General features: G+C 73.0%; 23 protein-coding genes. 11 read left to right on the top strand and 12 right to left on the bottom strand.

What is annotated here, in order from left to right; all coding sequences use genetic code 11:
* Nucleotides 1-81: 81 nt before the first annotated feature.
* Complete coding sequence (locus C1703_RS40135; RefSeq protein WP_256984351.1) at nt 82-213, bottom strand: hypothetical protein; 132 nt, start codon at nt 211-213, stop codon at nt 82-84.
* Nucleotides 214-392: 179 nt separating this feature from the next.
* Nucleotides 393-2,942, bottom strand: coding sequence for a helicase C-terminal domain-containing protein (locus tag C1703_RS17500; protein ID WP_114253761.1), 2,550 nt, complete (start codon nt 2,940-2,942; stop codon nt 393-395).
* A 131-nt stretch (nt 2,943-3,073) separates the two neighbouring features.
* Between C1703_RS17500 and C1703_RS17495 the strand changes: the two genes are divergently transcribed.
* Together C1703_RS17495 and C1703_RS17490 are read left to right on the top strand one after the other, a co-directional pair.
* Nucleotides 3,074-4,078, top strand: coding sequence for a hypothetical protein (locus tag C1703_RS17495; RefSeq protein WP_114253760.1), 1,005 nt, complete (start codon nt 3,074-3,076; stop codon nt 4,076-4,078).
* A gap of 33 nt (nt 4,079-4,111) precedes the next feature.
* Nucleotides 4,112-4,753, top strand: coding sequence for an HAD family hydrolase (locus C1703_RS17490; protein ID WP_114253759.1), 642 nt, complete (start codon nt 4,112-4,114; stop codon nt 4,751-4,753).
* Here the strand turns inward: C1703_RS17490 and C1703_RS39735 are convergent.
* Nucleotides 4,732-4,980, bottom strand: a complete 249-nt coding sequence (locus C1703_RS39735) for a hypothetical protein (protein WP_039932946.1) — start codon at nt 4,978-4,980, stop codon at nt 4,732-4,734. The two genes, C1703_RS17490 and C1703_RS39735, sit on opposite strands and share 22 nt — an antisense overlap.
* Nucleotides 4,981-5,143: 163 nt before the next feature.
* On the opposite strand from C1703_RS39735, the gene C1703_RS17480 reads away from it, so the two are divergent.
* Nucleotides 5,144-5,527, top strand: coding sequence for a cold-shock protein (locus tag C1703_RS17480; RefSeq protein WP_010035896.1), 384 nt, complete (start codon nt 5,144-5,146; stop codon nt 5,525-5,527).
* A 7-nt stretch (nt 5,528-5,534) separates the two neighbouring features.
* Here the strand turns inward: C1703_RS17480 and C1703_RS17475 are convergent, their stop codons facing one another.
* From C1703_RS17475 to C1703_RS17460, 4 genes are all read right to left on the bottom strand, one after another.
* The gene (locus C1703_RS17475) at nt 5,535-6,383 is read right to left on the bottom strand and encodes a 1,4-dihydroxy-6-naphthoate synthase (RefSeq protein ID WP_114253758.1); all 849 of its coding nucleotides are present in this window, start codon (nt 6,381-6,383) and stop codon (nt 5,535-5,537) included.
* Nucleotides 6,373-7,119 carry a futalosine hydrolase gene (locus tag C1703_RS17470; RefSeq protein ID WP_198678425.1) on the bottom strand — a complete coding sequence of 249 codons (747 nt, stop codon included), beginning with the start codon at nt 7,117-7,119 and terminating at the stop codon, nt 6,373-6,375. The genes C1703_RS17475 and C1703_RS17470 overlap by 11 nt, the downstream gene beginning before the upstream one ends.
* Nucleotides 7,089-7,562 carry a DUF2771 domain-containing protein gene (locus C1703_RS17465; protein WP_198678202.1) on the bottom strand — a complete coding sequence of 158 codons (474 nt, stop codon included), beginning with the start codon at nt 7,560-7,562 and terminating at the stop codon, nt 7,089-7,091. Before C1703_RS17465 ends, C1703_RS17470 begins: the two co-directional genes overlap by 31 nt.
* A 62-nt stretch (nt 7,563-7,624) precedes the next feature.
* Nucleotides 7,625-9,058 (bottom strand): MFS transporter, encoded by a 1,434-nt coding sequence (locus C1703_RS17460; RefSeq protein WP_114253756.1) that lies wholly within the window; start codon nt 9,056-9,058, stop codon nt 7,625-7,627.
* A 286-nt stretch (nt 9,059-9,344) separates the two neighbouring features.
* Here C1703_RS17460 and C1703_RS17455 point away from each other — a divergent pair, with 286 nt between their 5' ends.
* The 4 genes from C1703_RS17455 to C1703_RS17440 all read left to right on the top strand — a co-directional run bounded on the left by C1703_RS17455 (nt 9,345) and on the right by C1703_RS17440 (nt 15,682).
* Nucleotides 9,345-10,271 carry a DUF3027 domain-containing protein gene (locus C1703_RS17455; RefSeq protein ID WP_114253755.1) on the top strand — a complete coding sequence of 309 codons (927 nt, stop codon included), beginning with the start codon at nt 9,345-9,347 and terminating at the stop codon, nt 10,269-10,271.
* Nucleotides 10,272-10,365: 94 nt separating this feature from the next.
* Complete coding sequence (locus C1703_RS17450) at nt 10,366-13,488, top strand: molecular chaperone Hsp90 (RefSeq protein ID WP_114253754.1); 3,123 nt, start codon at nt 10,366-10,368, stop codon at nt 13,486-13,488.
* Nucleotides 13,489-13,693: 205 nt separating this feature from the next.
* Nucleotides 13,694-14,602 (top strand): hypothetical protein, encoded by a 909-nt coding sequence (locus tag C1703_RS17445; RefSeq protein WP_198678201.1) that lies wholly within the window; start codon nt 13,694-13,696, stop codon nt 14,600-14,602.
* 219 nt (nt 14,603-14,821) lie between these two features.
* Nucleotides 14,822-15,682: a hypothetical protein gene (locus C1703_RS17440; RefSeq protein ID WP_114253753.1), complete on the top strand. Its 861-nt coding sequence runs from the start codon at nt 14,822-14,824 to the stop codon at nt 15,680-15,682.
* Between the two features lie 6 nt (nt 15,683-15,688).
* On the opposite strand, the gene C1703_RS17435 is transcribed toward C1703_RS17440, so the two are convergent.
* The 3 genes from C1703_RS17435 to C1703_RS17425 form a co-directional block, all read right to left on the bottom strand.
* Nucleotides 15,689-18,082 carry an HAD-IC family P-type ATPase gene (locus tag C1703_RS17435; protein ID WP_114253752.1) on the bottom strand — a complete coding sequence of 798 codons (2,394 nt, stop codon included), beginning with the start codon at nt 18,080-18,082 and terminating at the stop codon, nt 15,689-15,691.
* 148 nt (nt 18,083-18,230) lie between these two features.
* Complete coding sequence (locus C1703_RS17430; protein ID WP_114253751.1) at nt 18,231-19,076, bottom strand: class I SAM-dependent methyltransferase; 846 nt, start codon at nt 19,074-19,076, stop codon at nt 18,231-18,233.
* 207 nt (nt 19,077-19,283) lie between these two features.
* Nucleotides 19,284-19,559 (bottom strand): DUF2530 domain-containing protein, encoded by a 276-nt coding sequence (locus C1703_RS17425; RefSeq protein WP_114253750.1) that lies wholly within the window; start codon nt 19,557-19,559, stop codon nt 19,284-19,286.
* A gap of 118 nt (nt 19,560-19,677) precedes the next feature.
* On the opposite strand from C1703_RS17425, the gene C1703_RS17420 reads away from it, so the two are divergent.
* Entirely contained in the window at nt 19,678-21,126 is a 1,449-nt protein-coding gene (locus C1703_RS17420; RefSeq protein WP_114253749.1) for an NCS2 family permease, read from the top strand.
* Here the strand turns inward: C1703_RS17420 and C1703_RS17415 are convergent.
* Nucleotides 21,096-21,329, bottom strand: coding sequence for a ribbon-helix-helix protein, CopG family (locus C1703_RS17415; RefSeq protein ID WP_114253748.1), 234 nt, complete (start codon nt 21,327-21,329; stop codon nt 21,096-21,098). The two genes, C1703_RS17420 and C1703_RS17415, sit on opposite strands and share 31 nt — an antisense overlap.
* A 148-nt stretch (nt 21,330-21,477) precedes the next feature.
* Here C1703_RS17415 and C1703_RS17410 point away from each other — a divergent pair, with 148 nt between their 5' ends.
* Both C1703_RS17410 and C1703_RS17405 read left to right on the top strand, forming a co-directional pair.
* Entirely contained in the window at nt 21,478-21,915 is a 438-nt protein-coding gene (locus tag C1703_RS17410; protein WP_114253747.1) for a MarR family transcriptional regulator, read from the top strand.
* 27 nt (nt 21,916-21,942) lie between these two features.
* Nucleotides 21,943-23,319 carry an MFS transporter gene (locus C1703_RS17405; protein WP_114253746.1) on the top strand — a complete coding sequence of 459 codons (1,377 nt, stop codon included), beginning with the start codon at nt 21,943-21,945 and terminating at the stop codon, nt 23,317-23,319.
* Nucleotides 23,320-23,363: 44 nt separating this feature from the next.
* Here the strand turns inward: C1703_RS17405 and C1703_RS17400 are convergent, their stop codons facing one another.
* Nucleotides 23,364-23,885 (bottom strand): GNAT family N-acetyltransferase, encoded by a 522-nt coding sequence (locus C1703_RS17400; RefSeq protein ID WP_114253745.1) that lies wholly within the window; start codon nt 23,883-23,885, stop codon nt 23,364-23,366.
* A gap of 25 nt (nt 23,886-23,910) precedes the next feature.
* Here C1703_RS17400 and thpR point away from each other — a divergent pair, with 25 nt between their 5' ends.
* A complete protein-coding gene (gene thpR / locus C1703_RS17395) occupies nt 23,911-24,483 on the top strand; it encodes an RNA 2',3'-cyclic phosphodiesterase (RefSeq protein ID WP_114253744.1) in 573 nt (190 codons plus the stop codon).
* The last annotated feature ends 60 nt before the right edge of the window (nt 24,484-24,543 follow it).

Below are 24,543 nucleotides of genomic sequence, written 5' to 3'. Positions count from 1 at the left end.
TTCGCGAACGGTGGGACGAGGTGCCGCCACACCGCGGGCCGGCCCACGGACGCGGGGCCGGCCCGATGGGCGCGGGGGCGATCAGATCTGCGGTGTCTCGAGGACGAGGCCGGCGACATCGATGCTCACGGCGGCGGCCGGAGTGGCCAGCCCCCCGAACGTCATCAGGGCGGCGGTGGCCAGGACGGCGGCGACTCGACGAACAGCGCGCATGCGGGGAGTTCCTTTCGACAGCGCTCACAGGGACACCCGGTGGCTGCCCCCGGCCCCCCGGCGTGATGCGACACGCCCGGCAAGGTCGCCCGAGCGTGGGACATCCCCGGCGTGGCGTGCATGAACCCCGACGTGCACCCGAACGGGTGAGAAGCCGCCCGGGCGCCCCGGCCCGGTGCTCAGCCCGCGTCGTCGGCGAGTTCCGCGACCCCCGTGATCCGGTGCAGCGGGTACGTGCGGACCTCGTCCGCGGTGTGGTCGTACGCCGTGACGAAGCCGCCCTCGACACGGATGGGGGCGATGACCCGCTGACTGGCGGCGCCCTCGGCGTTGACGTAGCCGATCCACAGGGCCTCGCCGGTCAGGACGGCGGCCTGCATGGTGGCCAGGGTCTCGGCGGAACCGGTGCGCGGCAGCTCACCGTCGGCCGCCGGGGCCGTGCCGGGCTTGCGCGGGGTCGTGGAGGCGAGGTCACCGGCCCGGATGGCGCGCAGCGCCGCGGCGAGCAGGGTGTCGTCGGGGACCGGCGGGCCGTCCGGCACCGGCTCGGGCGCGGCGCGGGGCGGGGTGCGGTGGGCGAGGGCGCGGGTGATCAGCACATCGCCCTCGGCGGACTCGGCGGCCGGCGCGAACCCCATCGCCCGCAGCCCCTCCAGCAGCCCCGCCGGGTCCGCCTGCGCGGCCAGCACGGTCGGGGCGAGCCGGCGCAGGCCCAGCGCGGCGGCCCGCTTGTCGGCGAGGATCTCGCTGAGCACCGCGTCGTCGTCGCAGCGGACGTACGCCGAGGCCGCGCCGACCCGCAGGTGCCCGTGCCGGCGGGCCACGTCGTCGATGAGGTACGCGAGCGGCTGCGGCACCGGCGTACGGGAGTGCGCGGCGAGGAAGGCGTGCAGGTCGGAGGCGGTCTGCCCGGAGTCGAGGGCGCGCCGCACCGAGCCGGGCGTGAACCGGTAGACCGTGGCCCCGCCCTTGGACTCGACGTCCGCGAGCACGCCCAGCATGTCGGCGAGCGGGCGCTGCAGGGGACCCGGCGCCACCGCCGTCAGGTCGGCCTGGAGCAGCACGTGGTCCAGCGGCTCGGGCAGCAGCGGCGTGAGCAGCCGGGCCGCGGCGGCGGAGGCGACGGCCTGCTCGGCGGGGGAGAGGGGCGTGAGCGGTGCGGTGCGGTGGTGGTGGACGGGCAGTTTGTCTCCCGGACCGGACGGACCGGAGGGCTCCGCTTCCGGTCCTTTCACGGGCGCCGCGGGCGCGCCCAGCAGCGCCCGGCCGTGGGCCGACAGCGCGCCCCGGCCCGTGACGCCCAGCAGCTCCGCCTCGGACAACGCCCACCGGGCGAGGCGCGCGCGCAGGTCGTCCTCCTGCCGCTGGGCGCCCCGCAGGGGGCGCTCCCAGCGCAGCCGGGCCAGCACCGACTCGGGGTCCGCAGCGGCCCCCTCCGGCAGCGCGGCCAGCAGGGCCAGCACCCGGTGCCGCACCTCGGGCGCCGCCGAGCGGTCCAGGCCCGGCCCGAGCGCCGACAGCGTGCGGTCCTTGGCGTCCCGGCCGCCGACCAGCCCGGCCGTGCGGGTCGCCGCCAGCCACGCCGTGGCCAGCCGCGCCCAGCGCTCGGCCGGGGGTCGCTCCCGCCACTCGTCGTAGGCCGGGGTGGCCGCGTACCGCTCGTCGGCCTCCCCGTCGGAGGCGATCAGGCCCGCCGCGTACGCCAGCTCCACCCAGAACGCGGCGACCGGCTCCGGCACGTCCAGGGCGACGGCGGTCCGCTTCAGGTCCCGCACGCTCAGCCCGCCGGCCCGCAGCACCGCCGGCCCGCCCTCGTCCCAGTCCTTCAGCAGCTCCTCGACGGTCGCGAGGGCGGTGTACGCCTGCCCGGCCGCGCTGCTGTCCACAACCTGTGGACGGTGCGCGGCGGCCGCCTCGACCACCGGCGGCACCGGCTCGGGCGTCCGGTGCGCGAGCCCCCGCCGCAGGTGCAGGGCGACCTCGCGCGGCAGCACGACCGTCCCCGGCGCCGTCGGCAGCAGCAGCCCGCGGTCCAGCAGCCAACGCAGCCGGGGCGCCGGATCGGCCGTGACCTGGCCGTACGGCGGCCCCCACACCAGGCGCTCCAGGACGTCGAGGGACTCGGCGGGGGCGTCGGCGAGCAGCGCCGCCATCCGCGCCCGGTCCGTGAACAGGCCGGTCAGGGCGGTCACCGCGGAGACCGAGTCATGGGTCGAGGGCAGCCCGGCGGCCGTGACGATCTCCTGGATACGCCCCGGGGACATCCCGGCCGTGGCCTCCTGGACCGTGGGCCCGAGCCCGGTCGGCGACGGGTGCTGCGGCGAGGGCGCCAGCAGCTCACGGGCCGTGCGGACCAGCCGCAGCCGGTCGTCGGCGCCCCAGACCAGGGCCTGCTCGCGCAGCACGTCCAGGGCGTGCGGCAGGGCGGCGGTGACGGCCGGGTCGCCCTCGTCCCCGGCCATGAGCCCGAGCAGCTCCTCGTACGTCGCCGGGTCCGCGGCCACGGCCAGCGCCTCCGCCGTCTGCAGCGTGAACCGGTCCAGCCGCTCCAGGGCGCGCACGACCGAGGCGCGGGTGCCGGCGCGGGTCGCGAGCTGGGTGAGGTCGGTGGGCACGGGCGTGATGAGATCCGGTCGGCTGCGCAGCAGCGCGCCCAGCGCGGCGTCGCCCCGCGCGCGGAGCGCTTCCGCGAGGGAGCGGGGGGCCGCGGGCGTGTCCTCGGTGCTCATCCGGCCAACGGTAGCGGGTCGCCCCCGGCGGGTGAGCCGACTGTGTACGACGGGCTTTTGGCGGCGCTGTCGGTGCTCGCGGTACCGTCGTCCGACGGGCTTCCCAAGGCACCCGCCCCGGAGGGGACTTCGTGGGGATCGAGAGCGACCAGGTCGTTTACGAGTATCTGAGCCGCGTCGGCGACGTGGCCCAGCAGCGGCAGTTGTCGTCGGCCACCCGCATGCGCCTGGTCGCGGACCTGCGCGACGAGATCGACCGGCGCCGCGCGAAGGCCACCGTCGACTCGCCCGCCGCCGTCCGCCGCATCCTGACCCGCCTCGGCAGCCCCGACGAGGTCGTGGCGGCGGCAGCGGACGGTACGGGATCCGGCGCCGCCGAGCCGCAGCACACCGCCCCCGCCTCCGTCCCCGTGCAGCGCGAGCCGGAGGAGCCGGGCGAGCGGGCGAAGGGCGTCCTGCGGCGCGTCGTACCGCGCCCCCGCCCGGCACGGCCCGCCGAGGAGCCGCGCCCCACCGCCCCCGAGGGGGCGGCCCCGCCGCACCTGGCCGCCGCGCACGAACTCGGGGACGGCGCCGTCCAGCCGGACTGGTGGCGGGTGGACAGCAGCCCCTTCGGCGTGGGCGACGAGGTGCCGGGCTTCGTGGGCGGGGTGGAGCTGCCGGACCTGCTGAAGCCGCCGCCGCAGCGGAAGGCGGAGCAGGAGAAGCAGGCGGCGGAGGAACCCGCTCCGGCCGTCGAGGCGGCGGAGGAGGCCGCCGCGCCCGGGACCCGCCGCCGGCTGCCGGGCCTCCCCGCGGGCGGCTGGAGCAACCCGCTCCTCCTCATCGCCGCCGGGCTCCTGGTCGCCGGCGCGGTGCTCGGCAACTGGTTCGTGCTGCTCCTCGGCTGGCTCATCGCGTACGCGTCCCGCCGGCTGAGCCCGGCGGAGACGAAGTGGGCGGTGGTGATCCTGCCCGGCACGGCCGTCGTGGCGGGCCTGGTCTGGCTGTGGGGGCGGATGAACGGCCGCTGGGGCGCACCCATCGCCGAGGGGCACATGAACGAGGCGGTGGCCCAGACGTGGCCGTGGGTGGTGCGCGGGGCGGCGGTGGCGTCGGCGCTGTTCCTGGTGTGGCGTTCACAGCGTCGGCCCTAGGGCCGCGACTGCCGTTCACACCCCCTGGGCACAATGGCCCATATGGCCTCCACGACCTCGCGCGCACTCACCGTCGGCTTCGACCTCGACATGACCCTGATCGACTCCCGCCCCGGCATCCGCGCCTGCTACCAGGCGCTGTCGGAGCGGACGGGGACGTACATCGACGCCGATCTGGCGGTCACGCGGCTCGGGCCGCCGCTGGCCGAGGAACTGATCAACTGGTTCCCGGCCGAGGAGGTCGCGACCGTGGCGGAGGTGTACCGGGAGATGTACCCGGCGATCGCGATCGCCGAGAGCCCGGCGCTGCCCGGCGCCCGGGAGGCCGTCGCGGCCGTACGGGAGGCCGGGGGACGCGCGATCGTCGTCACCGCCAAGTACGAGCCCAACGCGAAGCTGCACCTCGCCCACCTCGGCATCGAGCCCGACGCGGTCATCGGCGACCTGTGGGCCGAGCAGAAGGCGGAGGCGCTGCGCGAGCACGACGCGGGTGTCTACGTCGGCGACCACGTCGGCGACGTGCGCGGTGCCCGGGCCGCGGGCGCGCTCTCGGTCGCGGTGGCCACCGGCCCCTGCCCCGAGGAGGAACTGCGGGCGGCGGGCGCGGACGTCGTCCTCACCGGCCTGACCGAATTCCCCGGGTGGCTTTCGGACTACCGCCCCGCACGCGCCTGACGGCGCCCGGCCGCCACGGAACGCAGTACTCCCGCACCGGCCATCAGGAAACCGACTGCCATGAGCATGCTCAATCCGAACATGTACGTCGGAAAGGGCGTCGTCCCGAGGAACAGCGGGGCGACCGTGACCAGTGTGGCCACGGCGCCGATGAAGAAGACGACGGCTCCGGCACGGACCAGGCGGTCACCGGGAGCGGCGGAATTCGTTTGGGTTTTGTCACGCACCGGACCAGGGTAGTTCCCAGCGCGAAGGAACAACCGGGTGACGTCTTGTCACCGGCTGCAAGACCATTAGCCTTGGTACCGGCGGGTCGTACGACCCGCCCGAGTGCTATCAAGAGCCGTTTTCAGAAGCAGTTTTCCGACGAGTACGAGGACGAGGACAGACGTGCCTACCGGCAAGGTCAAGTGGTTCAACAGCGAGAAGGGCTTCGGCTTTCTCTCCCGCGACGACGGCGGTGACGTCTTCGTCCATTCCTCGGTCCTCCCCGCCGGAGTCGAGACGCTCAAGCCCGGCCAGCGAGTGGAGTTCGGGGTGGTCGCCGGGCAGCGCGGCGACCAGGCGCTGTCCCTGACGATCCTGGACCCGACCCCGTCCGTCGCCGCCGCGACCCGCAAGAAGCCCGACGAGCTGGCCTCCATCGTCCAGGACCTGACGACGCTCCTGGAGAACATCACCCCGATGCTGGAGCGGGGCCGCTACCCCGAGAAGACGGCGGGCAAGAAGATCGCCGGGCTGCTGCGGGCGGTCGCCGACCAGCTGGACGTGTGACGCCCGCTCAGGGAAAAGCGAGCGCGTTCGGGCCGAGGGGCGGCACCAGCCCCTCGGCCGCCGCGCGCGTCAGCAGCCCGCGCACGGCCGCGTAGCCGTCCTCGCCGAGGTCGGCGGTGAACTCGTTGACGTACAGCCCGATGTGCTGGTCGGCGACGGCCGGGTCCATCTCCTGGGCGTGCTCCATGACGTACGGGCGGGACACCTCGGGGTCGTCCCAGGCGGCGCGTACGGAGGTCCGGATGGAGTCGGCGAGCAGCCGCAGCTTCTGCTCGCCCAGCGTCCGCTTGGCGATGATCGCGCCCAGCGGGATCGGCAGCCCGGTGGTGTTCTCCCAGTGCTCGCCCATGTCGGCGAGCTTGTGCAGCCCGTAGGTCCGGTACGTGAAGCGCGCCTCGTGGATCACGAGCCCCGCGTCGACCTTCCCGTCCCGCACGGCCGGCATGATCTCGTGGAACGGCATGACGACGATCTCGCCGACCCCGTCCGCCACGGTGTCCGCCGCCCACAGCCGGAACAGCAGGTACGCGGTCGACTTCTCGCTGGGCACCGCGACGGTCCGCCCGGTCAGGTCGACATCCGGCTCCCGCGTCAGCACCAGCGGCCCGCAGCCCCGCCCCAGCGCGCCGCCGCAGGGCAGCAGGGCGTACTGGTCGAGGACGTAGGGCAGCACGGCGTACGACACCTTCAGCACGTCGAACTCGCCGTGTTCGGCCATGCCGTTGGTGACGTCGATGTCGGCGAAGGTCACGTCCAGCTCGGGGGCGCCGGGGACGCGGCCGTGGGCCAGGGCGTCGAAGACGAAGGTGTCGTTCGGGCAGGGGGAGTACGCGATCTGCAGCTGCTCAACTGTCATGCCGGTTCCAACTCTCCAGTACGGGCACGAGCTTCCCGAAACCCTCGGTCAGGGCGGCCAGGGCGTCCGGGATGCGCCAGGCGGCACGGTCCCTCGGCCCGACCGGGTTGGAGATCGCCCGCACCTCCAGCACGGGCACGCCCTGCGCGACGGCGGCCTCGGCGACCCCGAACCCCTCCATGGCCTCGGCGAGGGCGGTCGGGTGCCGCTCACGCAGGGCGGCGGCCCTGGCGGCCGTCCCGGTCACGGTGGACACGGTGAGCACGGCCCCGGCACGGGCCCCGGTCACCTCGGCGACCCGCCGCACCAGCTCCCCGGGCGGCCGATGCCGGACGGTCCCGAACCCCAGCTCGGTGACCGACACAAACCCGTCCTCGGTCTCGGCCCCCAGATCGGCCGCGACGACCTCATCGGCGACGACCAGCGTCCCCACCGGCGCGTCGGGCTGGAAACCGCCCCCGATCCCGGCGGAGACGACGAGGTCGTAGGGGGTGCCGACGAGGGCGGCGGCGGTGAGCGCGGAAGCGGTCGAAGCGGCAGCGAGACCGGGCCCGACACCCACGGCGATCACGTCGACACGGCCCGCAGCGCCGAGTGCCGATGCACCGGACCCCGGGGACGACTCCCCCAGGCCCGCGACCACCGCGTCCCTCTCCACGGAAACGGCGGTGGCGACAAGCACCCGGCCAAGCCCGGCGGCAGCGATCAGGCGTCCTTCTCGAGCTTGAAGTTCCAGAGCCCCGACGTGTCCTTCTCGCCCTCCTTGATGGACACCAGCGTCGAGTTGCCCTGCGCGCCGTACTGGGCGTTGAAGAACACGCTGCCCGGGATCGTGCGGTACGTCTTCGTGCTGGCGTCGGTCAGCGGCTGACCGTTCATCAGGATCGTCCAGCCCTTGTCGGCGATCTCCGGGTCGACGCCGAAGCGGACGGTCTCGTCCGGGTCGACGGAGATGCTCTTGATGCCTTTGTCCTTCAGGCACCGGGTCAGGTCGGCGGACTTCAGGGTCTCGCCCTGGCCGCCACAGGTGGCCTCGGAGTTCACCGAGGAGCTGCCCACGGTGACCGTGGCGACCGCCGACGGCTTGTCACAGGCCGACAGGACGAGCAGTCCGGCGGAAACGACGCCGGCGGCGGCGACGGCGCGGCGGCGTCGCACAGCGGATTGCAACGTGTTCATGGGCGAAGGCTATCGGGCGCACCGAGCCCCATCCCCACCTGGGGTAGGGCGTGCCCGTACCGTTACGCCACTCGCGGCCGCCCCGCGCCCCCGCGCCGGGCCGAGCCGAGCAGCCCCCGGACGGTCGTCAGCCAGCCCGTGCCGACGATCGCGGCGCCCACCGCGAGGCCGAGCGTGCCGTTGAGGGGCATGAGGATGCCGATCGCGCCGCCCAGCACCCAGGACATCTGCAGCAGCGTCTCGGAGCGGGCGAAGGCCGAGGTGCGGACCAGTTCGGGCACGTCCCGCTGGATCAGCGCGTCCAGGGACAGCTTGGCCAGGGCCTGCGCGAAACCGGCGATCGCGGCCAGGCCGGCGACCAGGACCGCGCCGAAGAACACCGCGGCCGTGATCGCCGCGCCCAGCACGCACGCCACGACCGTCACGATGATGATCTCGGGCGCCCGGGAGCGCAGCCACGCCCCGACCGCCGTACCGAGGGCGTTGCCCGCGCCCGCGCTGACGCCCACTATCCCCAGGGACACGGCGGCGCTCTGGCCCGAGATCGGATGCTCGCGCAGCAGGAAGGCCAGGAAGAAGATCAGGAAGCCCGTGAGGCAGCGGATGGAGGCGTTGACGGCCAGGGCGTGGGTGACGGCCGGGCCGACCGTGCGCAGCCCGGGGCGCTTGACGGGCTTGCGGTGCGGTCCGTGCAGGTGCTGCTCGTCGGCCGCGAGCAGCGCCCGGTCCTCGCCCTTGGCGGAGTCGACCTTCGGCGGCAGCGTGAACGACAGGACCGTCCCCGCCACGAAGATCAGGAAGGCGCCGTAGAGCGGCCAGCGCGGTCCGATCTGCTGGAGCCCGGCCCCGACGGGCGCGGCGACGCCCGTGGCGAGGAGGCCGCCGAGGGTGACCCGCGAGTTGGCCTTCACCAGGGAGAAGCCGGGCGGCAGCAGCCGGGGCACGACGGCGCTTCTGACCACGCCGTACGCCTTCGACGCGACCAGGACGCCGAGCGCGGCCGGGTACAGCTCGATGCTGCCGCTGACGACCGCGCCGGACAGCACGATCGCCAGCAGCGCCCGGGCCAGCATCGCGCCGGCCATCGCCGCCCGGCGGCCGTGCGGGATGCGGTCGAGGAGGGGGCCGATCACCGGCGCGAGGAGCGTGAAGGGCGCCATCGTGATGGCGAGGTACAGCGCGACGCGCCCGCGGGCCTCGTCGGTCGGTACGGAGAAGAAGACGGTCGAGGCGAGGGCGACGGTGATCATCACGTCGCCGGCGCCGTTCACGCCGTGCAGCTCGATCAGCTTGCCGAGGCCGGACTCGCCCGCGCCGTGCGCGTGGGTCGCCTTGCGGATGCCGCGGGCGGTGCCGGTCACCGGGAAGTGCAGGGCACGGCCGACCGCGCGGAGGGAGCCGCCCACACGGCCCGGTCCGCTCGGTCGGCTGCTTCCCTTGAGCCCTTTCGGCCCACCGGTCCCGGTGGCGCCCTGGGGCGTCTTCGCGGCTGCCACGACGTCATAGTGCCCCGATAAGGCTGTGGCTAGTGCCATTACCGCTTGTATAGGGCCTCTGGGGTGACCGTCCGGAGGCGGCGGCAGGGCGGTGCTCCCATGACCGGGCCGACGGGTTACAGAACCGTCGGTGTACGCGAAGTGGGGCGGAAGGGTAGCGTGCGTATCTCCGCCATCCCGCAGAATGGATGAAGGACGTCGACGCGGTCCCCAGGTCCGCTCCGTCCCGCCCCGGGCGCTGGGAGTGGCGCACTCGTGAGACGGCGTATGGAGAGAAGCGATACCTGTGAGCGCAGCGACAACGCGAAGCCGCACCCCTGACCGCCTGTGCGCCGAGGCCGTCGACCTCGCGCGCGCCGCAGCCGAGGAGGCCGCCGCGCCAGGGATCGTCGGCGAGCACGTGGGGCTGGTCTCCGAGGGGGACCGCGTTGTCACGCACTTCTTCGAGTGCCGGGAGCTGGGCTACCGGGGCTGGCGCTGGGCCGTGACGGTGGCCCGGGCGTCCCGCGCCAAGATCGTCACGGTGGACGAGGCGGTGCTGCTGCCCGGCCCGGACGCGGTGCTCGCGCCCGAGTGGGTGCCGTGGAGCGAGCGGCTCCGCCCCGGCGACATGGGCCCGGGCGACCTGCTCCCCACCGACGCCGAGGACCTGCGCCTGGAGCCCGGCTACTCGGGCGAGGACGAGCCCCCGCCGAACTCCGCCGTGTCGCACGAGATGGCCGACCTGGTGGAGGCGGAGGACGCCGACGTCACCGAGGGCCCCCCGTCCCGCCTGCCGGTCACGCCGTCCCGCGGGTCGATCGCCGCGGTCGCCGAGGAACTGGGCATGCGCCGCGCCCGGGTGCTCTCCCGCTACGGCCTGCACACCGCGGCCGACCGCTGGGAGGAGGCCTTCGGCCCCAAGACCCCCATGGCCCAGTCCGCCCCCGCGGCCTGCGTCAGCTGCGGCTTCCTCGTCCCCGTCGGCGGCTCCCTGGGCCAGGCCTTCGGTGTCTGCGCCAACGAGTTCTCCCCGGCCGACGGCCGCCTGGTCTCCCTGGCCTACGGCTGCGGCGGCCACTCCGAGGCCGCGGTCATGCCCAAGCCCCCGCAGCCGGCCCCGCCGGTGATCGACGAGACCCGGGTGGACCCGTTCCCGCTGCGCCCGGCCTCCGACTCGGGTTCCGTACCGGTCACGCAGGACGAGTCGTCGGCGGAGCTGGGGCACTCCTAGGACCCGAGGCACTCCCCTGGACCTGGTCCGGGGGTCGCTCCCGGTCGCGGTACCTTCAACCTCACGGCCCACGCCGCCGACGAGGAGAGTGAACGTGAGCAAGTTCGTGCGCCCGGCCGCCGAGGGTGCCGACCCGTTCGGCACGGCACGTCTGCGGCGCGGGGTCCTCGACGCCTGGGCCACCAGCCCGGCCCGGTTCCGTGAGGACGCCAACGCCGAGGAGGACCTCGTCCTCGGCGGCTACCGGGACCGGCTCGTCGTCGAGCTCGCCCAGAACGCCGCCGACGCGGCGGCCCGGGCCGGAGTGCCGGGGCGGCTGCGGCTCACCCTGCGCGACGGGGTGCTCGTCGCCGCCAACACCGGCGCCCCGCTGGACGCGGCCGGCGTCGAGTCGCTGTCCACGCTGCGCGCCTCCGCGAAGCGGGAGACCCACGAGCGGGCCGTCGGCCGGTTCGGCGTCGGCTTCGCCGCCGTCCTCGCCGTCACCGACGAGCCCGCCGTCGTCGGCCGGCACGGCGGGGTCCGCTGGTCCCTCGCCGAGGCCCGCGAGCGCGCCGCCGAGACCGCCCGGCACAGCCCCGGGCTCGGGGACGAGATCCGGCGCCGGGACGGGCACGTACCGCTGCTGCGGCTGCCGTTCGCCGCCGAGGGCACCGCCCCCGACCCGTACGACACCGCCGTCATCCTGCCGCTGCGCGACGCGGCCGCCGCCGATCTCGCCGAGCGGCTCCTGCACGCCGTCGACGACGCCCTGCTGCTCACCCTCCCCGGCCTCGAAGAACTCGTCGTCGAGGTGAACGGGGAGAGCCCCCGCACCCTCACCCGCCGCACCGACGGGCCCTTCACGGTCGTCGACGACTCCGGCAACGGCGTCACCCACTGGCGCACCGCCGCCGCCCACGGCCCCCTCACCCCCGACCTGCTCGCCGACCGGCCCGTCGAGGAGCGGCTGCGGCCCCACTGGTCGGTCACCTGGGCCGTGCCCGTCGACAGCGACGGCAGCCCGGCCCGGCCCCGCACCAGCCCGGTCGTGCACGCCCCCACGCCCAGCGACGAGCCGCTCGGCGTCCCGGCCCTGCTCATCGCCTCCTTCCCGCTGGACTCCACCCGCCGGCACGCCGCCCCCGGCCCGCTCACCGACTTCCTGGTGCAGCGCGCGGCCGACGCCTACGCCGGGCTCCTCGCCGACTGGCGGCCGGTCACCGCCGGGATCATCGACCTCGTGCCCGGCCCGCTCGGCAAGGGCGAGCTGGACGGCGCCCTGCGCCGGGCCATCCTGGAGCGGCTGCCCCGCACGTCCTTCCTGCCGCCCGCGGTCCCGCCCCACGACGGTGACGACCTGCCGGAATCCCTGCGGCCGCGGGACGCCGAACTCGTCGAGGGCGCCGGCGCGGACACCGTGGGCGTCCTCGCCGAGGTGCTGCCCACGCTGCTGCCCGCCGGGCTCGAACGCCGCGCGGAGCTGCGGACCCTGGCGGTCGCCCGGGTCCCGCTGACCGACGCGATCGACCGGCTGGCCGGGCTGGAGAAGGACCCGGGCTGGTGGCGGCGGCTCTACGACAGCCTGGCCGGCGTCGACCCGGACCGGCTGTCGGGGCTGCCGGTACCGCTCGCGGACGGCCGTACGACCATCGGGCCCCGGCAGGTGCTGCTGCCCGGCGCGGACGGCGCCCGGATCGACCCGGAGGTGCTGGCCCGGCTCGGGCTGAAGGTCGCCCACCCGGACGCCGCCCACCCGATCCTGGAGAAGCTCGGCGCCCTGCCCGCGACCCCGCGGGCCGTCCTCACCACCCCGCAGGTGCGGGCCGCCGTCGCCGCGTCCCTGGACGACGAGGGCGCGGTGAACTGGGAGGAGGACTCCCTCGACGCCGAGGAACTCGCCGACACCGTCCTCGCCCTGGTGCGGGACGCCGGCCTGGAACCCGGTGACGAGCCCTGGCTCGGCGCGCTCGCCCTGCCCGACGAGGACGGCGAACCGGCCCCGGCCTGCGAACTGGTCTTCCCCGGCGGCCCCTTCGCCCAGGTCATGCGCGAGGGCGAACTGGCCGCCGTGGACGCCGAGCTGGCCGCGAAGTGGGGCGAGCAGCCGCTGGCCGCCTGCGGCGTCCTGGTGGACTTCGCACTCGTCCGCGCCACCGACGTCGTCCTCGACCCGGACGAACTGGAGCCCCGCGAAGGGGACTTCGCCGAGCCCGACGACGCGGGACTGCTGGACGCCGTCGACGTGTGGTGCGAGGACATCCTCGACCGCTTCCCGGACAGCCCCGTGCCGCCGGTCGCCACCGAGATCATCGCCGTGCGGGACCTGGACCTCGTCGACGAGGACAAGTGGCCGCAGGCGCTGGCCCTGCTGTCCCGGCCGCCCCTGCGGGACGCCATCGTGCAGCCCGTGCGGATCCTGCTGCACGACGGGACGCACGAGGTCGTCCGGCCGTACACCGCCTGGTGGCTGCGCGGGAACCCGGTGCTCGACGGCCGCCGCCCGGCCGGACTGCGCGCCGCCGGCGGCGACCCGCTGCTGCGCGGCCTGTACGACGAGGCCGACGCGACCGGGTTCGAGGACGAGCAGGTGCTGCGGGCGCTCGGCGTGCGGACGTCGGTCGCCGCGCTGCTGGACGAGCCCGGCGGCGCGGCCGAGCTGCTCGACCGGCTCGCCGACCCCGAGCGGGAGGTGACGGGGGCTCAGCTGCACGCCCTGTACGGGGCGCTGGCCGAGCTGGACCCGGAGCAGGTGACCCTGCCGGACGAGCTGCGCGCGGTCGTCGACGGCCGGGTGGAGGTCGTCGACGCGGCCGACGCCGTGGTGTGCGACTCGCCCGACCTGCTGCCGTTCACCGAGGGCGTCCCGCTGCTGCCCGTACGGCCGTCCCGCGCCGCCGAGCTGGCCGAGCTGTTCCAGGTGCGGCGGCTGAGCGAGTCCGTCACCGGGCAGGTCACCTCCGAGGGCACCGAGCACGACGTCCCGGAGCCGGTGCGGGTGCTGCTCGGCCGGCTGACCCCCGCCTCCTACGTCGAGCACGAGGAACTCGTCGTGGACGGCGTGGAGATCGACTGGCGGCTCACCGACGACGGCGTCCTGCACGCCGCCACCCTGGAGGGCGTCGCCGCGGGGCTGGCCTGGGCGGCGGGGCAGTGGCCGCGGCGGTTCGAGGTGGCGGCGCTGCTGGAGGATCCGTCCCGGACGGAGGAGCTGGCGCGGGACCGGTGGTTCGACTGATCCGGCGCCGCGACCGGTCCGGGATTTCGACCGATCCGGTGGTGGTGTACGGCTGTTGGTGAAAAGTTCCGCACATATTTTTTACCAGTCGTACAACCAAGCGCATCGCTGAGGTATCTGATCACGTGAGTCAACAGACTCCACGATCACTTGGGCCCCAGGAGCCGACGACGAGCGCCGGGGCCCCTCTCCACCTGGAGAACGCATGCGTATCCGAGCCACCGTGGCCGCCGTCACCGGTGCCCTGGCCCTTTCCGCCCTCGCCGTGCCGGCCGCGCAGGCCGCCGAGCCGAAGGTTCCCGCGGACATCGCCGCCGCCAGCGAGGTCGTCCACGCCGACTCCGGCCGGTCGGCCTTCGCCGCCGCCGCGGACGGCACCCCGTACGCCCTGGACGCGACCTTCTCCTCCGTGAAGGTCAACAACGGCAAGAACATCGCGGTCGGCACCACCAACCTGGTGAAGGTGCCCGTCTCCTTCAAGCTGACGCACGGCGCGGACGTCGACATCCACGCGGCCGACTTCTTCGCGGGTGTCGAGCTGTACCGCGGCGCCTCGTTCGAGGAGTCGGTCTTCTTCTTCGACAGCAACGACGCGAGCTGCACCGACTCCTCCGCGACCGTGGCCAACTGCAAGGCCACCGTGGAGATCGACCCGTTCGCGCTGCTGAACGAGGACGCCGGCTCCTGGAAGGCCGCGGGCTTCGCCGTCGCGTTCAACGGCGAGGACCCGGAGAACCCGAACCTGGACAACGTCGGTGTCGCGGTGACGGACCCGACCAACTCCTTCAAGCTCCAGCGCTACTCGAAGCTGACGGTCAACGCCTCGCCCGAGCCGGTGAAGAAGGGCAAGACCATCACGGTCACCGGCAAGCTGTCCCGCGCCAACTGGGACGACAACAAGTACCACGGCTACACCAACCAGTCGGTGAAGCTCCAGTTCCGCAAGAAGGGCTCCGACACCTACACCACGGTGAAGACCATCAAGTCGAACTCCACGGGTGAGCTGAAGACCACCGTCAAGGCCTCCACCGACGGCTACTTCCGCTACTCCTTCGCGGGCACGACGACCACCCCGGCCGTCAACGCCGCGGGCGACTTCGTCGACGTGCGCTGACCCCGTCCCGACCACGACGACCGCCGGTCCCGGAGCCATGCCGGGGCCGGCGGTCGCCGTCCGGGCACCGGGCTGCTGGCCCGCCCGCCCCATGAGCGTGTCAAACATCATGGATGACATGGCAAAACCCGGACCGCGCCCTACAACCCACCGGGGGGCTCGTGGATCTGATCGCGTGAGTCAACAGACTCCACGATCACTTCTCCACCTGGGGAACACATGCACATGCGAGCCACCGTGGCCGCCGTCGCCGGCGCCCTGGCCCTTTCCGCCCTCGTCGTGCCGGCCGCCCACGCCGCCGACGCGCCGTCCGGCAAGGCGGCCTTCAGCTCCGCCGCCGCGGACGCCGACTCGGGCAGCAGCACCACCGCGTCGACCCTCGACGTCACCTTCTCCAACATGAAGGTCAACAGCGGCAAGAACATAGTCGTCGGCACCACGAACGTGGTCAGCTTCCCCGTCACCTACACCGTGACGCACGCGGCGGACCTCGACACCAGCTCCGACAACTTCGCCACGGGCCCGCTGATCTACCACGGTTCCTCGATCGACACCGCGGACAACCTCTTCATCAGCGACGAGCCGGCCACCTGCACCGCCGCCTCGTCGACCGTCCTGAACTGCAAGGGCGTCATCAGCATCCACCCGGCCGACGGCGACCTGTACAACTCCGACGCCGGCACCTGGGGCGCCGGTGCCCTCGCCGTCACCAGCAACGGCGACGAGAAGGAGCAGGGCGGCCTCGCCTCCACCAAGGTGCAGCGCTACTCCAAGCTGACCGTGAACGCCGGCCCCGAGCCCGTCTACAAGGGCAAGACGATCACGTCCACCGGCAAGCTGTCCCGCGCCAACTGGGAGGACAACGCCTACCACGGCTACACCAACCAGCCGGTCAAGCTCCAGTTCCGCAAGGCGGGCACCAGCACGTACACCACCATCAAGACGGTGTACTCGGACAACTACGGCAACCTGAAGGCCACCGCCACGGCCCAGTACGACGGCTACTGGCGCTTCAGCTTCGCCGGCACGACGACGACTCCGGCCGTCAACGCCACCGGCGACTACGTCGACGTGAAGTAGCCCCGGCTACGCGGGGAAGCGGCGGTCCACCCACCTCCACAGGAGTTCCAGGGCGGCCGCCGCCACCGCCGCGACGCCGACCGCGATCCACGGCATCGTCATCCCCACCAGCTTCAGCGCGAAGAAGTGCTGAAGCCACGGCACGACCAGCACCAGCAGGAACGCCCCGGCCATCGAGGCCACCAGCGCGAGGCGCCACCAGGTGTAGGGCCGGGCGATGATCGCCAGCACCCACATCGAGATGAGGAACAGCGTCAGCGTCGCCGCACTGGTCTCCGCGTCCAGCGCGCCCGCGCCCGTGTAGTGCTCCCGCGCGATCAGATACGTCGCGAACGTCGCCACCGCGGCCACGGCCCCGCCCGGGATCGCGTACCGCATGACCCGCCGCACGAAGTTCGGCTTCGCGCGCTCCTTGTTGGGCGCGAGCGCCAGGAAGAACGCCGGGACGCCGATCGTCAGCGTCGACAGCAGCGTCAGGTGGCGCGGCAGGAACGGGTACTCGACCTGCGAGCAGACCACCAGCACGGCCAGCAGCACCGAGTACACCGTCTTGACGAGGAACAGGGTCGCGACCCGCGTGATGTTGCCGATGACCCGGCGTCCCTCGGCCACTACCGACGGCAGCGTGGCGAAGCTGTTGTTCAGCAGCACGATCTGCGCGACCGCCCGGGTCGCCTCCGAGCCCGAGCCCATCGCGACGCCGATGTCGGCGTCCTTCAGCGCCAGGACGTCGTTCACGCCGTCCCCGGTCATCGCGACCGTGTGCCCGCGGGACTGCAGCGCCCCGACCATGTTCCGCTTCTGCTGCGGGGTGACCCGCCCGAACACCGTGCCGTCGTCGAGGGCCTCGGCCATCCCGTCCTGCTCGGCGGGCAGCCGCCGCGCGTCCACGGTGGTCCCGGACAGCCCCAGCTTCGCGGCGACCGCGCCGACCGACACCGCGTTGTCCCCGGAGATGACCTTGGCCTTCACGTTCTGGTCGGCGAAGTAGCGCAGCGTGTCGGCGGCGTCCGGCCGCAGCCGCTGCTCCAGCACCACCAGGGCGGCGGGCTTCGCCCCCTCCGCCACCTCCGGATCGTCCAGGTCCCGCTCGACCCGGGCCAGCAGCAGCACCCTCAGGCCCTGCTCGTTCAGCCGCTCGGTCTCGGCGAGGGCCGGGTCCTCGTCGGGCAGCAGCACGTCGGGCGCGCCCAGCAGCCATGTGCTGCTCTGCCCGTCGCCCTCGCTGAACGCGGCGCCGCTGTACTTGCGGGCGGAGGAGAACGGCAGCGCCTGCGTGCAGCGCCAGTCCTCGACGGCCGGGTAGGTGTCGATGATCGCCTCGAGGGAGGCGTTCGGCCGCGGGTCCGACTGGCCGAGGGCGCCGAGCACCGTCCGCACGTACGTCTCGTCGGTGCCCTGGAGGGGCCGCAGCTCCGTGACGTCCATGCCGCCCTCGGTGAGGGTGCCGGTCTTGTCCAGGCAGACCGTGTCGACGCGGGCCAGGCCCTCGATCGCGGGCAGCTCCTGCACGAGGCACTGCTTGCGGCCGAGCCGGATCACGCCGATGGCGAAGGCCACCGACGTGAGCAGGACGAGCCCCTCGGGGACCATCGGGACGATGCCGCCGACCGTGCGGGCGACGGAGTCGTCGAAGGCGTTCTCCTTCACGAACAGCTGGCTGATGATCAGGCCGATCGCGGTCGGGACCATCATCCACGTGACGTACTTGAGGATCGTGGAGATGCCGGAGCGCAGCTCGGAGTGGACCAGGGTGAACCGGGACGCCTCCTCGGCGAGCTGCGCGGCGTACGCCTCCCGGCCGACCTTGGTCGCCTGGAAGGCCCCGCCGCCCGCGACCACGAAGCTGCCGGACATCACCTGGTCGCCGGGGCGCTTGACCACGGGGTCGGCCTCGCCGGTGAGCAGCGACTCGTCGATCTCCAGCCCGTCGGCCTCGACGCAGACGCCGTCGACGACGACCTTGTCGCCCGGGCCGATCTCGATCAGGTCGTCGAGGACGATCTCGGAGGTGCTGACCTGCCCGGTGGCCCCGTCCCGGCGGACGGTCGGTCTGACCTCACCGATCAGCGCGAGCGAGTCCAGCGTCTTCTTCGCCCGCCACTCCTGGACGATCCCGATGCCGGTGTTGGCGAGGATCACGAAGCCGAACAGGCTGTCCTGGATCGGCGCGACGACCAGCATGATCAGCCACAGCACGCCGATGATCGCGTTGAAGCGGGTGAAGACGTTCGCCCGGACGATGTCGACGGTGGAGCGGCTGCTGCGCACCGGCACGTCGTTGACCTGGCCGCGCTCCACCCGTTCGGCGACCTGAGCACCGGTCAGACCGGTCTCGCGTGAGGTGACCGTCGCCGGCCGCGCGGAGTCGGGCCGGGCACCCGCGTCGAGATGCGTCATGCATTCGACGGTACGTGCGGATTTGCGGGTTCACCTGCCGAATGTGACGAAGATCCGACCTGGGATGGACGGACTTCGTGCCGTGGTCGTACGGCAGTTGTACGTCGTCGGACCCTGGTGCCGTGCCGTGCCGTGCCGTGCCGTGCCGTCAGCCGGCCCGGCGGGCGGTCAGCAGCAGGTACTCCCAGTCCAGGGCCGTCCCGCCCGGCCCGGTCCCGAGGTCGGCGTCGCGGGCCAGGGCCGCCAGGTCGCGGTCCAGGGCGGCGACGCGGTCGGGGTCGCCGGCGATGTTCTTGTAGACCGTGATGGTCGGGCCGTAGCGCTCCTTGAAGTAGTCGCGGAACATCTCGGGCGTCGCGAAACGCTCGACCCGGACGGTCCGGCGCTCGGCGCGCACGTCGGTGACCCGGTCGCCGAGGAGCCCGCGCACATGGTCCTCGTCGCCCCACAGCGGGGGCGGCTGGGCGCCCGGCGGGGGCGGTGGCGCGTACGGCTTCATCGTGGCGAACATCCGGCCGATGAACCCCTGGGGCGTCCAGCTCAGCAGCCCGATGGTGCCGCCCGGCCGGCAGACCCGGACGAGTTCGTCGGCGGCGCGCTCGTGGTGCGGGGCGAACATGACGCCGACGCAGGACAGCACGGTGTCGAACTCGGCGTCCCCGAAGGGCAGCGCCTCGGCGTCGGCCTCCTGCCAGGTGAGCCGCGCGCCCTGCTGCTCGGCCGCGCGCCGGCCCGCCTCGAACAGCTCGGGGGTGAGGTCGGAGGCGACCACGTCCGCGCCGGCCAGGGCGGCCGGGATCGCGGCGTTGCCGGAGCCGGCGCCGACGTCCAGCACGCGTTGGCCCGCGCGTACCTCGCACGCCTCGACCAGGATCGGGCCCAGCGCGGGGATGATCTCGGCGGCCAGGGACGGGTAGTCGCCCTGGGCCCACATCGCCCGGTGCTTGGCCTTCAGGGCGCGGTCGGCCTCGGCCGCGGTGTTCTGCGTCGTCATGGCTGCGCTCCTCGCCGGTCGGGCGGCTGTGCGCGCGACGGGTTGCGAGCGTTTCGCCGCCTCTTATCGAGCGTAGGGAGGGCGCGGGTGGCTGTCCTGCCGGGCGGCGGGGGTGCGCGTGCGTGCGCCTGACGCCGGGTGGTGGGGGCGCGCGTCCTTCGCCCGCCGTCGTGCGCGGGCGCGGGTGGGTCGCGGTCCCGCCAGGGCCTACTGCGGGGAGGGGGCGCCGGGGGTGTCCTGCGCGGCGGCCCGCTTGATCGCGGCATCGCGCTTGCGGACGTACCAGACGCCGATCAGGCCGAGTCCGCCGCCTGCCAGGCAGGTCCACACCCACCACGTGGTGCCGCGGTCGTCGAACCAGCCGTAGAAGGGGAGCTGGACGAGGAAGAGGACGAACCACAGGATCGTGCCGCCGGTGATGGTGGCGACCACGGGGCCCTCCAGGGGCTCCGGCGCCTCGTGTCGGGGGGTCCACTTCGCCATGAGGGACAGCTTACGAGGCGATCAGGTCTACGCGCGGAGATGGCCGAGTGGGGCGTTATATGTTCATACTGAAACGGTTTGTGTCTGACCACTTCTCTTCGTAGGAACCACCAAAAACATGTCCTCCTCGGCTCCCGCCAAGGTCCCCGCCCCTGAACAGCCGGGAGCCGGGCCGTACGGCGCACTCGACCGCTTCTTCCGGATCTCCGAGCGGGGCAGCACCCTGCCCCGCGAGGTCCGCGGCGGTCTCGCCACCTTCTTCGCGATGGCCTACATCATCGTGCTGAACCCGATCATCCTCGGCAGCGCGAAGGACATGTACGGTCACCAGCTCGACAACGGTCAGCTGGTCACCGCGACGGCTCTGACGGCCGCGTTCACCACCCTCCTCATGGGCGTCGTCGGCAACGTGCCGATCGCGCTCGCCGCGGGACTCGGCGTGAACTCGGTCGTCGCCCTCCAGCTCGCCCCGCGCATGTCCTGGCCGGACGCGATGGGCATGGTGGTGCTCGCCGGGTTCGTGGTCATGCTGCTGGTGGCGACGGGGTTGCGCGAGCGCGTCATGAACGCCGTGCCCTACGGGCTGCGCAAGGCCATCTCCATCGGTATCGGCCTGTTCATCATGCTGATCGGGCTGGTCGACGCCGGCTTCGTCTCCCGGATCCCGGACGCCGCCCAGACCACCGTGCCGCTCCAGCTCGGCGGCGACGGGCATCTGAACGGCTGGCCCGTGCTGGTCTTCGTGCTGGGGGTCCTGCTGACCCTGGCGCTGATCGTGCGCAGGGTCTCCGGCGCGATCCTGATCTCGATCGTCGCCATGACGGTCGTCGCGGTCGTCATCAACGCGGTGGCCAAGGTGCCGAGCTGGGGGCTGACCACGCCCAAGTGGCCCGGCAACCCCGTCGCCAGCCCCGACTTCGGGCTGATCGGCCAGGTCAGCCTGTTCGGCGGCTTCGGCAAGGTCGGCATGCTGACCGGGGTGCTGTTCGTCTTCACCGTGCTGCTGTCGTGCTTCTTCGACGCGATGGGCACGATCATGGGCGTCTCGGACGAGGCCAAGCTGACCGACGGCGAGGGGCAGATGCCCGGCATCAACAAGGTGCTGTTCGTCGACGGCCTCGCGGTCGCCGCGGGCGGTGCCAGCTCCTCCTCCGCCACGACCGCCTTCGTCGAGTCCACCGCCGGTGTCGGCGAGGGCGCCCGGACCGGCCTCGCGAACGTCGTCACCGGCGGTCTCTTCGCCGTGGCCCTCTTCCTCACGCCGGTCGCCACGATGGTGCCGTCCCAGGCGGCCACCCCGGCGCTGGTCGCGGTCGGCTTCCTGATCCTGGCCGGCTCGGTCAAGGAGATCGACTGGGCCGACCACACGATCGCCGTCCCGGCCTTCGTGACGATGCTGATGATGCCGTTCACCTACTCGATCACCAACGGCATCGGCATGGGCTTCATCACCTTCGTGGTGCTGCGTCTCGCGGCCGGGCGGGGCCGGGAGGTGCCGACGGCGATGTACGTGGTGGCGGCTGTGTTCGCGTTCTACTACCTGATGCCGGCGCTGGGTCTGACCTGATCCTCGTCGCCCGAGTCGGGTGCCCCGTAGAACCTCTCCGTCTCCTCGACGGCGGTCTGGAACCGTTCGTCGAAGTCATCTCGAACGAGCGTCCGGACGACGTAGTCCTGGACGCTCATTCCCCGCTTCGCGGCATGGTGCCGGAGCCGTTCCAGCAGGTCGTGGTCTATTCGTAGGCTGAGCACACTGGTCCCCATGACCATGAGGGTCGCGGCACCCTTCGGTACGGTGTGTCGCGTTCCGCCATCGGATCACCCATATGAGTGATGTCACGGTTCAGTGGCGGGCGTCACGGCCGCCCCGGTGCGTCCCGCTGGTCTTTAGCGAGAGTAATGAGTTAAGCTAAAGAACATGCCGGATCTCAACCATGGCGACGATGTAGCCGCCGTGAACGCCCTCCGCTCCGCCGTGATGCGGCTCTCCCGTCGGCTCAAGCACCAGCGGGTCGACGAGTCGCTCAGCCCCACCGAGATGTCGGTGCTGGGCACCCTGTCCCTGTGCGGCAGGGCCACCCCGGGCGAACTCGCCCGCAAGGAGCACGTGCAGCCGCCGTCGATGACCCGCATCGTGGCGCTGCTGGAGGCCAAGGGGCTGGTCCGGCTCGAGCCGCACCCCGAGGACCGGCGCCAGAAGGTCGTCACGCGTACCGAGCAGGCCGAGACGATGCTCGCGGAGAGCCGCGCCAAGCGGAACGCGTTCCTGGCCTCTCTGGTGGAAAACCTCGACGAGGACGAGTGGGCGAAACTCCGCGCCGCCGCCCCCGTACTGGAGAAGCTCGCGCATCTGTAAGCCGTACGTCGCAAGGAGGCGAACCCTTTGAGTTCGGGACCCGGAGCAGCTTCCGTCCCCGCACCTGATCCCCACGACTCCCCACCCGCCTCCGACGCACCCGCCGGCCGACCCGCCCGCAAGTCCTCGATGTTCTCCTCCCTGAAGGTGCGGAACTACCGCCTCTTCTTCATGGGGCAGGTCGTCTCCAACATCGGCACCTGGATGCAGCGCATCGCCCAGGACTGGCTGGTCCTCAGCCTCACCGGCTCCTCCGCCGCCGTCGGCATAACGACCGCCCTGCAGTTCCTGCCGATGCTCCTCTTCGGCCTCTACGGCGGTGTCCTCGTCGACCGGCTCCGCAAGCGGCCCACGCTGCTGGTGACGCAGTCGTCGATGGCGCTCACCGCGATCGCCCTGGCCGTCCTCACGCTCACCGGCCACGTCCAGGTGTGGCACGTGTACGTCGCCGCCTTCGCGGTCGGTCTCGCCACGGTCGTCGACAACCCGGCCCGGCAGTCCTTCGTCTCCGAACTGGTCGGCCCCGGCCAGCTCCAGAACGCGGTCAGCCTGAACTCGGCGAACTTCCAGTCGGCCCGCCTGGTCGGCCCCGCCGTCGCGGGCATACTGATCACCGGCGTCGGCACCGGCTACGCCTTCCTCTTCAACGGCCTGTCGTTCATCGCGCCGCTCACCGGCCTGCTGCTGATGCGCGCCCGCGAGCTGCACGTCGTCGAGCGCGCTCCGCGCGGCAAGGGGCAGCTGAGGGAAGGCGTGCGGTATGTCACCGGCCGTCCGGAGCTGATCTGGCCGATCGTGCTCGTCGGTTTCGTCGGCACGTTCGCCTTCAACTTCCCCGTCTATCTGTCGGCCTTCGCGGACGACGTGTTCCACGCGGGCGCCGGCGCGTACAGCATGTTCAACACGCTGATGGCGGTCGGCTCGGTCGCGGGCGCGCTGCTCGCCGCGCGGCGGGGCACGGCCCGGCTGCGGCTGCTGATCGTGGCGGCGATGGCCTTCGGCGCGCTGGAGATACTGGCGGCGACGATCCCCACCCTGTGGGTGTTCGCCCTGCTGATGGTCCCGCTGGGCCTGTTCGGCATGACGGTCAACGTCACGACGAACACCAGCATCCAGATGTCCACCGACCCGGCCATGCGCGGCCGTGTCATGGCCCTCTACATGATGGTCTTCCTCGGCGGTTCCCCGGTCGGCGCCCCGATCGTGGGCTGGATCACCGACACCTACGGCGCGCGGATCGGCCTGGCGGCCGGCGGCGCGGTGGCGGTCCTCGCCGCGGCCGTGATCGGCCTGATCCTGGCCCGGGTGGGCAACCTCCGCCTGTCGATCGGCTGGCACCGCGGGCACCCCCGGGTGCGCTTCGTGCCCCGGGAGCAGCAGGAGGAACTGGCTCCCGCCGCGTAGGAGCGCGAGGAGGGTATGGGGGGCCGCCGGGCCGGGCGGCCTGCCTACACCCTTCGGGCCAGCAGCTGGCCGGGCCAGTGGTTCTCGCCGACCGTGAAGGACTCGACGCGGGTGAAGCCGTTGGACTCGTAGTAGCGGACGAGCTTGCCGTCGTCTCCGGCGTAGCAGTCGACGCGGAGGAGGGACACCCCGGCCCGGCGGGTCTCCTCCGCGGCGTGGTCGAGCAGGGCGCTGCCCAGGCCGTGCCCCTTGAAGCGGCGGTCGGAGGCCAGCCAGTGGATGTAGCGCTCGGGCTCCCCGGCCGGCGCGAGGTGGGCCAGGTAGGCGCCGGGCGCGTCGGTGAGGGTGAGGGTGGCGGCGGGGACGCCGTCGACCTCGGCCATGTACACGCTGCCCTCCGCCATGTACCGGCCGACCGACTCCACCGTCTTCGTGCTCTGCGACAAGGGCTTCGTCCCCCACTGCCCCGTGCGCCCCTGCGCGACGAGCCACTCCACACAGCTGTCGAGCATGCCGAGTATCGCGGGAATGTCGTCGGGTCCGCCGTCCCTGATGGTGATCTCCATGGCCTCATGGTGCCAGGCTGGGTCCATGAGACTCTTCGCCGCCGTGCTGCCCCCCGACGAGGTGCGTCGTGAACTCGGTGCCGTGGTCGACGCGTTGCGCGGGCTGCCCGGCGCGGACGGGATGCGGTGGACCGGCCGGGCCGGGTGGCACTTCACGCTCGCCTTCTACGGGGAGGTCGACGACGGGCTCGTGCCGGAGCTGTCGGCCCGGCTGGAGCGGGCCGCGCACCGCACCCCGCCCTTTCCGCTCGCCGTGCGGGGCGGCGGCCAGTTCGGGCACGGCAAGGCGCTGTGGGCCGGGGCCGAAGGCGACCTGGCGACCCTGCGGCTGCTGGCCGAGCGGGCGGAGGCCGCGGCGCGGAAGGCGGGGGTGCCGATGGGGGAGCACCGGCGGTACAAGGCCCACGTGACCGTGGCCCGGAGCAGGGAGACGCGTGATGTGCGGGCCTGCCTCGACGCGCTGGACGCGTTCGTGAGCCGGACCTGGACCGTGGACGAGCTGGTGCTGGTGCGGAGCAACCTGCCGACCTCGGGGGTTCCGGGGGAGCAGCCCCGGTACGAGGCGGTCGGGCGCTGGGCGCTCGGGGGTGCCGGTTAGGCTCGGGGTGTGGACCCGAAAACCCGGAACCGGATCATGGCCGGTGTGCTTGTGCTGATG

The sequence above is a fragment of the Streptomyces sp. Go-475 genome, from assembly GCF_003330845.1.
In the GTDB taxonomy this organism is placed as follows: domain Bacteria; phylum Actinomycetota; class Actinomycetes; order Streptomycetales; family Streptomycetaceae; genus Streptomyces.
This window is presented reverse-complemented; position numbering and strand designations above follow the sequence as displayed.

Excerpts from the sequence above, each read along its gene's own strand:
- C1703_RS40135 (WP_256984351.1), bottom strand. The coding sequence starts at position 213 with ATGCGCGCTGTTCGTCGAGTCGCCGCCGTCCTGGCCACCGCCGCCCTG.
- C1703_RS17500 (WP_114253761.1), bottom strand. The coding sequence starts at position 2,942 with ATGAGCACCGAGGACACGCCCGCGGCCCCCCGCTCCCTCGCGGAAGCG.
- C1703_RS17490 (WP_114253759.1), top strand. The coding sequence starts at position 4,112 with ATGGCCCATATGGCCTCCACGACCTCGCGCGCACTCACCGTCGGCTTC.
- C1703_RS17475 (WP_114253758.1), bottom strand. The coding sequence starts at position 6,383 with ATGACAGTTGAGCAGCTGCAGATCGCGTACTCCCCCTGCCCGAACGAC.
- C1703_RS17465 (WP_198678202.1), bottom strand. The coding sequence starts at position 7,562 with ATGAACACGTTGCAATCCGCTGTGCGACGCCGCCGCGCCGTCGCCGCC.
- C1703_RS17445 (WP_198678201.1), top strand. The coding sequence starts at position 13,694 with ATGCGTATCCGAGCCACCGTGGCCGCCGTCACCGGTGCCCTGGCCCTT.
- C1703_RS17440 (WP_114253753.1), top strand. The coding sequence starts at position 14,822 with ATGCACATGCGAGCCACCGTGGCCGCCGTCGCCGGCGCCCTGGCCCTT.
- C1703_RS17435 (WP_114253752.1), bottom strand. The coding sequence starts at position 18,082 with ATGACGCATCTCGACGCGGGTGCCCGGCCCGACTCCGCGCGGCCGGCG.
- C1703_RS17430 (WP_114253751.1), bottom strand. The coding sequence starts at position 19,076 with ATGACGACGCAGAACACCGCGGCCGAGGCCGACCGCGCCCTGAAGGCC.
- C1703_RS17425 (WP_114253750.1), bottom strand. The coding sequence starts at position 19,559 with ATGGCGAAGTGGACCCCCCGACACGAGGCGCCGGAGCCCCTGGAGGGC.
- C1703_RS17420 (WP_114253749.1), top strand. The coding sequence starts at position 19,678 with ATGTCCTCCTCGGCTCCCGCCAAGGTCCCCGCCCCTGAACAGCCGGGA.
- C1703_RS17415 (WP_114253748.1), bottom strand. The coding sequence starts at position 21,329 with ATGGTCATGGGGACCAGTGTGCTCAGCCTACGAATAGACCACGACCTG.
- C1703_RS17410 (WP_114253747.1), top strand. The coding sequence starts at position 21,478 with ATGCCGGATCTCAACCATGGCGACGATGTAGCCGCCGTGAACGCCCTC.
- C1703_RS17400 (WP_114253745.1), bottom strand. The coding sequence starts at position 23,885 with ATGGAGATCACCATCAGGGACGGCGGACCCGACGACATTCCCGCGATA.
- thpR (WP_114253744.1), top strand. The coding sequence starts at position 23,911 with ATGAGACTCTTCGCCGCCGTGCTGCCCCCCGACGAGGTGCGTCGTGAA.